Annotated in this window: 8 protein-coding genes; 7 read left to right on the top strand and 1 reads right to left on the bottom strand. The window is 52.7% G+C overall.

Annotated elements, in window-relative coordinates; translation table 11 throughout:
- The first annotated feature begins 267 nt into the window (after nt 1-267).
- On the top strand, nt 268-1,080 hold the full coding sequence (locus AB5Y91_RS02950) for a pyruvate, water dikinase regulatory protein (protein WP_042649732.1): 813 nt from the start codon (nt 268-270) through the stop codon (nt 1,078-1,080).
- Nucleotides 1,081-1,189: 109 nt separating this feature from the next.
- On the opposite strand, the gene AB5Y91_RS02955 is transcribed toward AB5Y91_RS02950, so the two are convergent.
- Nucleotides 1,190-1,483 (bottom strand): hypothetical protein, encoded by a 294-nt coding sequence (locus AB5Y91_RS02955; protein WP_253264968.1) that lies wholly within the window; start codon nt 1,481-1,483, stop codon nt 1,190-1,192.
- 355 nt (nt 1,484-1,838) lie between these two features.
- On the opposite strand from AB5Y91_RS02955, the gene AB5Y91_RS02960 reads away from it, so the two are divergent.
- The 6 genes from AB5Y91_RS02960 (at nt 1,839) to AB5Y91_RS02985 (ending at nt 11,078) form a co-directional block, all read left to right on the top strand.
- Nucleotides 1,839-3,215 carry an amino acid permease gene (locus tag AB5Y91_RS02960; protein WP_111911572.1) on the top strand — a complete coding sequence of 459 codons (1,377 nt, stop codon included), beginning with the start codon at nt 1,839-1,841 and terminating at the stop codon, nt 3,213-3,215.
- An 874-nt stretch (nt 3,216-4,089) separates the two neighbouring features.
- Complete coding sequence (locus AB5Y91_RS02965) at nt 4,090-4,434, top strand: hypothetical protein (protein WP_216822139.1); 345 nt, start codon at nt 4,090-4,092, stop codon at nt 4,432-4,434.
- Nucleotides 4,435-4,496: 62 nt separating this feature from the next.
- On the top strand, nt 4,497-7,259 hold the full coding sequence (locus AB5Y91_RS02970; RefSeq protein WP_368169040.1) for an STY4851/ECs_5259 family protein: 2,763 nt from the start codon (nt 4,497-4,499) through the stop codon (nt 7,257-7,259).
- A 123-nt stretch (nt 7,260-7,382) separates the two neighbouring features.
- A complete protein-coding gene (locus tag AB5Y91_RS02975; protein ID WP_368169041.1) occupies nt 7,383-7,838 on the top strand; it encodes a hypothetical protein in 456 nt (151 codons plus the stop codon).
- The gene (locus AB5Y91_RS02980; RefSeq protein ID WP_368169042.1) at nt 7,835-9,907 is read left to right on the top strand and encodes a DEAD/DEAH box helicase; all 2,073 of its coding nucleotides are present in this window, start codon (nt 7,835-7,837) and stop codon (nt 9,905-9,907) included. Before AB5Y91_RS02975 ends, AB5Y91_RS02980 begins: the two co-directional genes overlap by 4 nt.
- A gap of 8 nt (nt 9,908-9,915) precedes the next feature.
- Nucleotides 9,916-11,078, top strand: a protein-coding gene (locus AB5Y91_RS02985) for an IS3 family transposase (RefSeq protein ID WP_158196725.1) whose coding sequence is annotated in 2 segments (ribosomal slippage) — nt 9,916-10,171 and nt 10,171-11,078 — 1,164 coding nt in all. Because the reading frame shifts where the segments join, the coding sequence is not laid out codon by codon here.
- Nucleotides 11,079-11,086: the final 8 nt, after the last annotated feature.

Here is an 11,086-nt window from a genome sequence, read left to right on the forward strand (position 1 = left end):
AGCTGTGCCAAGTCGTGTGTTTTTGTTAGTGTCTGTTGCCAACGACCATGAAAACGTTTTCTACTTATTGTCAAAAAAATCCCCGAGCAAGAGTTGGGGATGGCCGTTTGACACAGGCATTCTACAATACCGACACAAAAAGGTAACGACTCAGGTTTGCAAGCGAGTTCACAACTTGGGAATGGCAGACCTGTTGACAAAAGAGATATGGTTTCGAGAGATACTGATTGCTCGCAACCCCCCAGGAGCACACCACAGGAGTCCGCTGTGCACACCGTATTCTATGTATCCGACGGCACCGCCATCACCGCCGAGGTGTTCGGTCATGCCGTGTTGAGCCAGTTTCCGCTGGTCTTCGAACAGGTCACCATCCCCTTCGTGGAGACCCAGGAAAAGGCGCGCCAGGTGCGGGCCCGCATCGATGAACAATTTCGCCAGACCGGGGTGCGCCCCATACTGTTTCACACCATAGTCGACCCCCAGGTGAGGGAAGAGGTGCTCAAGGCCCAAGCCAGCAGCCACGATTTTCTTAACACCTTCGTGAGCCCCCTCGAGCAGGAGCTCGGGATCAAGGCCGAGCCCAGGCTCCACCGCACCCACGGCATGGAGAACCGCAAGCTCTATGACGATCGCATCGAGGCGGTCAACTTCGCCCTCAGCAATGACGACGGCATCACCACCAAGGAGTATGACGAGGCCGACATCATCCTCATCGGGGTCTCCCGCTGCGGCAAGACGCCGACCAGCCTCTATCTGGCGCTGCAATTTGGCATTCGTGCCGCCAACTACCCCTTTATCGAGCAGGACATGGGCTCGCTGGAGCTGCCCGCCCCGCTCAAGGCCAACCGCCACAAGCTGTTCGGTCTCACCATAGCCCCCCAACGGCTGCACGAGATCCGCAACCAGCGCCGCGCCAACAGTCGCTACTCCTCTCTTGAGCAGTGCGAGCAGGAGCTGGCAAGCGTGGAGCGGCTGTTCCGCCAGGAGGCGATCCGCTTCCTCGACACCAGCTCCCACTCGGTGGAGGAGATCAGCGCCAAGATCCTGGAGGCAACCGGCCTTCGCCGCCAACTCTGCTAGCCCGCATGAAAATAGCCATATCAAGCACTATCAGATTGGCGAGTGGCAAGATAATAAGACAGCAAGACAGGGAGAAATGACGCCGGCGGATCCGTCGGCGTCATGAGGATCAGGGGCGAGGACGGGAGCCGGGCTTGTTGAGCTCCCGGTTGTTCATCAAGATGCCATGAAAACGCAGCAAACCGTGGCGTTTGCGTACCCGCTCGCTCAACCAGCAGGCGGGTAGCAGGCCAAGCCCGGCGGCGAGTATCAGCACCATGGTGACGTTGTTCACCAGATAATCCGCCCCCTGCCATCCCCAGACCATCAAGCAGGCCGCTGCCATGGTCAACAACATAGGGGAGAGCCAGATCCCCAACCAGAGCGTGGCGAGCAGCAAGCCACCGACAATACCTTCGATCATATGAGTCCTTCCTTGAAAAGGGCTACTAGCCCATTAAACCACCGCCAGGTCAATAGCACCAAAACCAACTGACCACAAAACCAGCAATCACTTCCAAAATCCCTTCCCAGATCATGAAAAACCTGAACATTGGCCACAAAGCAAACCAATGATGAGGAAAACAGGTGCACGAGCGGTCGATTATCACTATTCTGCTCGGGTTGGTAGCCGCCATAAAAAACAGTGCGCGGCAAACCGTAACGATATTAATACGGATTTCGTCACGTTTTCGGCACAAGATGCCGCGCCGGGCACAGGAAGTGCCATGGCAGACGAGGCGCGAGACGAGTGAATTCAGCGACGTAAGGAAGGAAGAATGGATCTTCAACAAGACGGCGAAGAGCTCAAGCGCGGCCTGAAAAACCGCCACATCCAGCTCATCGCACTGGGCGGTGCCATAGGTACCGGCCTGTTCCTCGGCATTGCCGACACCATCAAGATGGCAGGCCCCTCGGTACTGCTTGGTTACGCCATCGGAGGCTTCATCGCCTTCCTCATCATGCGCCAGCTCGGCGAGATGGTGGTGGAAGAGCCGGTGGCCGGCTCGTTCAGTCACTTCGCCTACAAGTACTGGGGTGACTTCGCCGGTTTCGCCTCCGGCTGGAACTACTGGGTGCTCTATGTGCTGGTGAGCATGGCGGAGCTGACGGCAGTCGGCATCTACGTACAGTACTGGTGGCCCGAGATCCCGACCTGGATGTCGGCGGCCTTCTTCTTCGTGCTGATCAACGCCATCAACCTCTCCAACGTCAAGGCGTTTGGCGAGATGGAGTTCTGGTTCGCCATCATCAAGGTCGTGGCCATCCTCGGCATGATAGGCTTCGGTGGTTACCTGCTGTTCTCCGGCACCGGCGGCCCCGATGCCTCCGTCAGCAACCTCTGGGCCCAGGGTGGCTTCTTCCCCAACGGGGTGGGCGGCCTGGTGATGGCCATGGCCTTCATCATGTTCTCCTTCGGTGGTCTGGAGCTGGTCGGCATCACGGCGGCAGAGGCGGACAATCCCGAGAAGAGCATTCCCAAGGCCACCAATCAGGTGATCTACCGCATCCTCATCTTCTATATCGGCGCTCTGACCGTGCTGCTCTCCCTCTACCCCTGGGGCAAGGTGGTCGAAGGCGGCAGTCCCTTCGTGATGATCTTCCATGCTCTCGACAGCAACCTGGTGGCCAACGTGCTCAACCTGGTGGTGCTGACTGCGGCGCTCTCCGTCTACAACAGCTGTGTCTACTGCAACAGCCGCATGCTGTTTGGCCTGGCCAAGCAAGGCAACGGTCCCAAGGCCCTGCTCAAGACTAACAAGAGCGGTGTTCCCCTGACCGCCATCACCATCTCTGCAGCAGCCACCTTGCTGTGCGTGCTGATCAACTACCTGATCCCGGGCAAGGCTTTCGGTCTCTTGATGTCGCTGGTGGTCTCCGCCCTGGTCATCAACTGGGCCATGATCAGCCTCGCCCACCTCAAGTTCCGCAAGGTCAAGGCTGCCGAAGGGGTGACTACCAAGTTCAAGGCGCTCTGGAGCCCCTTTGGCAACTACCTCTGCCTCGCCTTCATGGCCGCCATCCTGGTGATCATGTACATGAACGACGGCACCCGCATCTCGGTCGAGCTGATCCCGGCCTGGGTACTGGTGCTGGGTCTGGGCTATCTGTTCAAGCAGAAGCGCCAGGAACGGGTCGCCGCCAATCTGGGCTAAGCCTCCCTGCTCCTCTTGCAAAAATGCCGGTCAGTGACCGGCATTTTTAATGAAAAAACCCAATAAGTTCAAACCATTAACTTTAATGTTGATTTAATCCCCCCACATATCCCCCCACTTTTTTTCTAATGGTTAAATTCTGGTTTCAAATCGAGGTGCTACTGTTGCCTCACGTGGAGGTGTCGTGAAAGGCAGCTTTAGAGTACATTTGTACCAATACCTCAAGATCACCAGTGTCGAAACAATTCTGATAAATACGCCGAGTTAAGTCAGGTCTCATGTAGAGATCATTCCACCATATGATGCTAAGCATACGCGCACATTTATTTCGTAATGCGAAGGTCGCAGGTTCGACTCCTGTTTCCGGCACCATATGTAGCAAGGCTCGCAGCGATGCGAGCCTTATTCATTTTGAGGCGGGCTAACACTGGGCTAACGTCAGCCCCAGCGTACAAGTGGCATCGGCCCTCCCATCAACCGCTCCGCATGCTGCTGCACCAAATAGGTACGAGCCAGTTTTGGATCTCGGCAACATAATCAGGCGTCATAATTCTGTCTTGGCACAATCACCAAGCAGTGCTTCTCATTGTCGGGTTTATGCATCCACCGCAACAGCAGATGTGTGTCAGCGTTGATCGTGAACGGAGAAAAGCTGAAGGGATTGCCGAAATACGGGGTGAGGTCGAAATGGCTGTGACAAAGTGGGAACAGTCTTTCTTTGGGCGACAACTGACTGGATCATTTAATTGGCATCTGCGCTTGGATGGCCTTGAACTGGTATTGACAGTAGAAGGCCGCACTGACCGTGTACACCCCGAAGAAGAGACTACTTATCGCATCCAGCCAGGCATGTTTTAGGCAGATTGAATAAACGGTGTGGCAGACCGGCTGGGCCCAAAGGCAAATGCGATTAAGCAATCCCACATCGCATGGGAAGACGCTCATCTTCTCAGCGCCATCATCGATGTGGTCGCTGAAGTTCGTGAACATCATTAAGATCGTTAAAAAGCATCCCTGCTTCGAAGCCAAGTACCAGAACAACCCAGACCCGATCAACCAGGATCTGGCCTTCGAGAAGATCATGAAAGAGGTCATGCTGGCACGCCGCAGAGACGAACTGGAGCCCTATAAACTGTTCGCCAACGCCCCCGCCTTCCAGGCGTTATGTGATGCAGCGCGCACAGAGGATAGAGGGGTTGTGATAGTCATGTTTTGTTGAGATGAAATGACTTTTGGCCGTTTTGCGGCATGTCATGATGAATTGGAAAAAGGGAAATCAAAGTGCAAATTAACCAATGGATTTCGGTGTTTTTAGCACGTCGTGGGTTAAAACATCCTGATGAGCGCCCACTTTTCGCATACAAAACTTCGACGGAAGAATTCGAGTCATTAAGGCGCCTCTTACAAAATTATGCAGATCAGTTCCATTTATCCCAGTGCTACCCTGCGGCTTGGTTACTCTTCGCGGCTGAGTGGTGGAAACGTGATTACGCTGGTGGTGCTTGGCGCTGGGGACCGCTATGCGAGGCAGCAGGACTACAAAATTTATCCCACGATAAAATCCGTAATCTGGTCATTAACGGACATCAACAATGGAGCCTGCAAACTTCGATAAAAACCGAGGGTAAACGTTTTATTGGCCTAGTCGCCATGAGTGGTGGCCTGCCAATGCGTTTGGTGGAAGCAGCTCAAGGTGGACTAGCCAGACTGCTTCGAATGGTCACCGAACAAGCTTTGCACTACAACCTTCAGGATGATCAACTACGTCAAGCGGTTGAAGCACAAGCTGCACTTCTGCCCGCTTGTTATCAACAGTCGCCTGTCTATGAGCTGCTGGATAACCTCATCAAAGCTGTGCTGCATATCCGAGCTACGTATGCACTTCATGATGCCTCCGACCCCATAGCCACGTTGCAGACTGAGTGCCCAAACTGGGAGGATATATTTCCCATAACACTGGATAGTCAAGCTGCAGCCAGCCTGATCAAGGGACTGGTCAGAAGCGTAGTCAGTATCACCCCTCAGTCGAAGCAGACACCATTTCAGATCCTAAAAGGGCTGCGCTTTAGTACCGATGGTTCCCCGCCCCAGTATGAACTCTCTTTTATCATGCAAGCTCAAGCCAATCGTGAGCATGTTGCCAGTGCGCTTGGCTTTCCTTGCGAGCAGCTGCCACCCCATTTTCAACTGCTCTTGCGAGTAGGGGAGCAGGAGTACATTGCAGGTGAAGCCTTACTCCGAGGCGACAAATATCAGCTGATAGCCAAACCCCTACCATTGATTCAAGCCTTACATGACTCAGCTCAGCTGATTGTCAGTCGTTGGGGGGCCACACTACATATTGCTAACCTGCCTGGGGGGGAAGAATTAAGTCATGATGAGCCTTTGATCTTTGAGAACACGCCGCCATTTGCTCGCCTAGTTGCACAGGGTGATGCTCGGCTCAAAGGAGCCTCTGCACTGGTTGCCATTCCTCCCAAAACAATTGTCTTTTCCGAGGAAGGTGAAGCACAAGAGCTCAGCAATAATCTATCGAATGGCATGAAATTGATGGAACTGCCTTCCGGTGACACTCGGCTCGTTTATCAACGTCAGACATTCAGGGTACACATTTCTACCAGTGTTCCTGCATTGCCTGATAGCCATTGGATGGGTAATACCATCGAGGCAAACTCCTCGCCAGGATTACTGTTCTGTGGCATTCCACGTCTACGGGTCGTTCAGGAGAGTGGTTATGTTTATGATGTTCCGTCCCATGAACTTTTTGCCAGCGCACAGAATATCGAGCTGCGGCTTGAGCAAGGGAAGGTATCTGGATTATGTCGATTGATCTGGCGAAAAGATCAGCAGCGATTGCTCAGCTCCCGTGCCGTGATTCTTCCGCAGGATGCTGGGATTACCTACAAACCAGGCACAGGTCCCCACGAGGGAATCATTCGACTTGTAAATTGGCCTAATCTGCCAATCCGCATTGAAAGCGATGAGATAGAATTAAAGGCAAAACATGATGGTTCAGACTTAATTTTGGACTTGAAATGCAGCTCTGCTCGCCCAGTCAACTCAGTGCTGCTCAGTTTGCAGTGGCCAGGTGGAGAACAAAAACTCACACTGTCTTTTCCTGCTTATGGCGTCACTCTATTGCGTAATAACACGCCACTTGAAAACAAACAGGTATTAACCATTGAAGAGCTGGTCGGATGCAGAGCCATATTGATGTCAGCCCAAGGAGCAGCACACTGGCTGTTGCGGCTGTCGACCATCGGGCTCAATAATCGAAGTCGCCTCTCACAGGAAATCAAATATATCGGTGTGCGAGAAATTCGTTTGTTTGAATTAATCCCAAAGATTCAGCAAATGCTTTCCTGCCATCCGAGGCTTGATCACACCGTCTTGCTTGAACTTATTCACGGCCATCAGACGCATGCCAGTTTGGAGGTCGGGAGATACTCGACACGCATTTGCCTAGAAAATCAGATAGCATTCTTGAGCGATAATACTCGCGAGATCATTCTCGAACAAACCCAAGCAGAAGACCTTTTACAGGCATTGCCGTTAGCTGAACCAGCGCGTGATTCTGTCAATCTGCCATTGAGTCTTTCTGAGCAAGTATTCACCGGTAATTGGCGAGTCGATCTACCAACAGATGCTGTTGGGCCATGGCTGGTTTATACAAACAGCTTCACTCAACTACATTGCAGACCAACAATAGCAGTACCAACAACCATCAGCCCACCGGATGATTTCTCTCCTCTGCGTAAAGCTCTGTGTGAGGCCGACAGTCCGACACGGATGAGTATGCTCAGAATCGCCCTCCAGTTGATGGCAGCAGATCCAGAGAATGAGGATTGGATAACACTAGAACAGCTACTGGATAAATTGCATCACCTGCCTTTGGCCAGTCTGGATATTTGCCAGGCTCTGATCCGTGAACCTCTGGCGCTAACAATGGCTACTCTGCTTCTGGACAATTTCTCCAGTCGGATGGCCGAGCGACTACCCTCTGAACTCCCTTTTGAGTGGCTACTGATAGCCCCTGAACACTAGGCCAGTACCTTCACAAAAATTCGCCAGCAACTCCCCGCTGATAATCCCCGCCGACTCGAGGCAATCCGCAACGACATCCATAGCAAGAGCCAGTACTTAGCTCACTGGCAACCGGCATTGAGCTTGATTTTTGAACAAGGTTTCCACCAGTATTTCGGACTCAATAGTCAGGATGCCAGCTTCTTCCTCAACAACCCGTTGATGCTTACAGAATGTTGGCTTGCCAATCTGTTCGATGGCGAGAACTCGGCTATGCAGCAAATGTTCCGGCGGAACCCACCAGAAACTCAACGAGACCTTGATCTCTGTAATGCAGAGCGCGAAGAACTCCGTAGATCCGCGTATGGAAATATGTTGATCGATCGAAGCAAATTGCCAGTGACAGATTTCAAGCTTGGTGTGGTTATGCGGCCTTTTATGGCGGCCTTCGATGTATATGCGGGAAAAGGCCTGCTGTGGCAGTCCGAGCCGGCGCGCTTGTTTAGTCTGAGAACGACTCGCCAACTCGATACCGTCTGGTTTGATGCAGCCTATCAAACCGGCTTAGCCATGGCACAAACATACTCTATTGGGAAATGAATCTGATGCTTTATCAAAAAAACTATTTTTCCGCCCTGATGACCAATCTGAATCTGCGCAGTGAGCGAGCTGCCCAAGGCCTGCTCGGTCTGGATAATGCTCATCTACGTCAATTCCTGCATGAGAAGTTGACGGCGACGCCTGGAACACCGGGTGCTTGGTTAGCAGACCCAGTTTTCGAACCCACTTTTGGTTGGAAAGAAAGCGGTGAAACCATGGGCTCTCTGGCGGGTGGAGAGTTACTTCATCAACGTCTGGCCAAGGCCATGGCTGTACCGCCCCAAGAGTTGGCCAAAGAATATCATTTTCCCGCTAACCGTCATCCTTTCACCCATCAGCTAGCTGCATGGCAAGTATTGAACTCACCAGAACCGCAATCCCTGGTTGTCACCAGCGGTACAGGCTCCGGCAAAACCGAATGTTTCCTTGTTCCGGTACTCAATCAATTAGCAAAAGAAATTGATATGAAAGAAGATCCGGATGGCGTCCGCGCACTGCTCATCTACCCGCTGAATGCGTTGATTAATTCACAGCAGAACCGCCTGGATGCCTGGACTGACGGCTTTGATGGGCAAATTAGGCACTGTCTCTACACGGGAGCTCTAGATAATGAACGGAAAGCATCTGATCAGAAGTACAAGGGCCAGGTGATCGATCGCAAGAGCTTGCGAGCGCGTCCTCCGCAACTTCTTGTAACGAATGCCACTATGTTGGAATACATGCTCATCCGCAAAGAAGATGAGCCCATTCTTCAAAAATCAGCAGGTAAACTGCGCTGGATCATTCTTGACGAAGCACACACGCATATCGGCTCACAAGCTGCAGAGATGGCGCTGCTACTTCGCCGTGTAATGCTGGCTTTTCAGGTTAAACCGCAGGATGTGCGTTTCGTTGCTACTTCGGCCACATTCGGCTCGGATGCCAAAACCATCGAAAACCTGCGCAATTTCCTTGCTGATATCGGCGGTGTAGCACCAGAGCAGGTACATGTTGTTCAAGGCCATCGGGACATTCCAGCTTTACACAAAGTCAAACCACATTTGGAACAAGACAATCCCGACGTAATTGCTGCAATTGAGAGTGAGCATGAACAATCAGCGCTACGCTACCAACGCCTTGAAGCCAGTCCAACAGCCCTTCGGATCCGTTCTTTGTTCATTACGGATGGACAATTAAAACCACAAAGTCTACAGGAGTTAGTACGAACCTCGGGTTTGTCTAAAAAACAACTGCTTACCTGGCTCGACCTGATGTCAGGGACAAAAAATGCCGAAGGGCTATCGTTCTTACCGTTACGAGCACACCTTTTTCACAATGTGATACCAGCAATTCGCGCCTGTGTTGACCGTAACTGCGCACATAAAGCCAACACACCACTGGCACATCCGCAATGGCCATTCGGCATGGTGTATCTGGAAGATAGAACCCATTGCAGCTGTGGAGCACCTCTTATGCCACTGGTCTCCTGCGAGGAGTGTAATGAGAGCTTTCTGCAAACTTCTACTACCAGTCAAGGCAAGCTGATCGACCCGTCACAACAACAAATCGATGAGTTTTCTTTGGATGAGGAACCATCGGATACCGATGACGAGACTAAAAATAAAGACAGTGAATTATTAAGTCATTCCTTGATTACCAACCGCGTTGTTGACAATTCCTATCCAGAGTATCTGGACCTCAGTAGCCAGAAACTTAAGCTGGATGGCCCCAAGGATGACTATATCGAGTTGCAAGTTTTCATAAGCAGCAAGAATGAGTGTCCCTGCTGTGGTGCGTCTATCCAGGGGCGCAGTCTGCTACGCCCAGCTCGTATCGGTACCCCCTTTACCTTAAGCACAGTGATCGGCACCTTGCTGGAGTTTTGCCCGCAAGATCCAGTGCCTTCTGGCAAGCCTTTCCAGGGCCGCAAACTAATTTCATTTACCGACAGCCGCCAAGGAACCGCACGTATTGCAGTCAAATTGCAGCAGGATTCTGAACGTAACCGCATCCGGGGACTGGTGTATCACTGTAGTGGTCTAATCATCCCGGACACCGTTTTAGGTGGTACAGTCGCCACCATGACTTGAGGTGTTCAATGACAAGATTACGTCGCTCATTTACTGCTGAATTCAAACTCGAAGCCGCATCCCTGGTGCTCGACCAGGGATACTCTGTCCCCGAAGCCAGCCGTTCACTGGATGTCGGTGAAACCATACTTCGCCGATGGGTTCAGCAGCTTCAATCTGAACGAACCGGCACCACCCCTATCGGCAAAGCGCTGACCCCGGAGCAGCAGAAAATCCAGGAGCTGGAAGCCCGCATCAACCGGCTCGAGCGCGAAAAGGACATTCTAAAAAAGGCTACGGCTCTCTTGATGACGGACGAGTTCACTCGTACGCGCTGATAGACCGATTAAGAGAGCAAGCCCCCATCACTCTGCTCTGCTGCGCTTTCGATGTTCCAACATCCTGTTTTTACGACTATCTGGCCCGCAAGCGGACGATTAACCGTGAGCGGATGCAGCAACGCAGCGAGTTGCGCCGTTTGTTCAAAGAAAGCCGGAACTCAGCGGGCAGCCGCGCCTTGATGTCGATGATGCGAGAGCTGGGGCATCAGATTGGCCGATTCAAAGTGCGCAGTCTGATGAAAGAAGCCGGTCTGGTATCCAAGCAACCGGGCGCTCATCGCTATCAGGTCGCCCGGTCTGAGCGACCGGATATTCCCAATCTGCTGGCCCGTGAATTTGATGTCCAGCAACCCAATCAGGTGTGGTGTGGCGATATCACCTATGTCTGGGCCGCGGGTCGTTGGTATTACCTGGCCGCAGTGCTCGACCTGCATACCCGGCGGGTCGTGGGCTGGGCGATGTCTGACAAGCCTGATGCAGAGCTGGCCATCAAAGCACTGGAGATGGCCTATCAGCAGCGGGGTTGCCCATCCGGTGTGCTGTTTCACTCCGACCAGGGCAGCCAATATGGCAGTCGGGCATTTCGGCAACGACTGTGGCGCTATCGCATGACCCAGAGCATGAGTCGGCGTGGCAACTGCTGGGATAACGCGCCGATGGAGCGGCTGTTCAGGAGCCTGAAGTCAGAGTGGCTCCCGACAACGGGATATATGAACCTGCGGGAGGCGAAGCGGGATATCAGCTATTACCTGATGGATTACTACAACTGGCGGCGTCCACATCAACACAATGACGGGATCGCGCCAGCAAAAGCCGAGGATCGGCCTAACCAAGTGTCCGGTTTTAGTTGACCACTACA

The sequence above is a fragment of the Aeromonas sp. R4-3 genome, assembly GCF_040908275.1.
Classification (GTDB): Bacteria; Pseudomonadota; Gammaproteobacteria; order Enterobacterales; family Aeromonadaceae; genus Aeromonas; species Aeromonas rivipollensis.

What these genes read in the sequence shown, in the direction of transcription:
- AB5Y91_RS02960 (WP_111911572.1), top strand. Translation starts at nt 1,839, where the DNA reads ATGGATCTTCAACAAGACGGCGAAGAGCTCAAGCGCGGCCTGAAAAAC.
- AB5Y91_RS02980 (WP_368169042.1), top strand. Translation starts at nt 7,835, where the DNA reads ATGAATCTGATGCTTTATCAAAAAAACTATTTTTCCGCCCTGATGACC.
- AB5Y91_RS02955 (WP_253264968.1), bottom strand. Translation starts at nt 1,483, where the DNA reads ATGATCGAAGGTATTGTCGGTGGCTTGCTGCTCGCCACGCTCTGGTTG.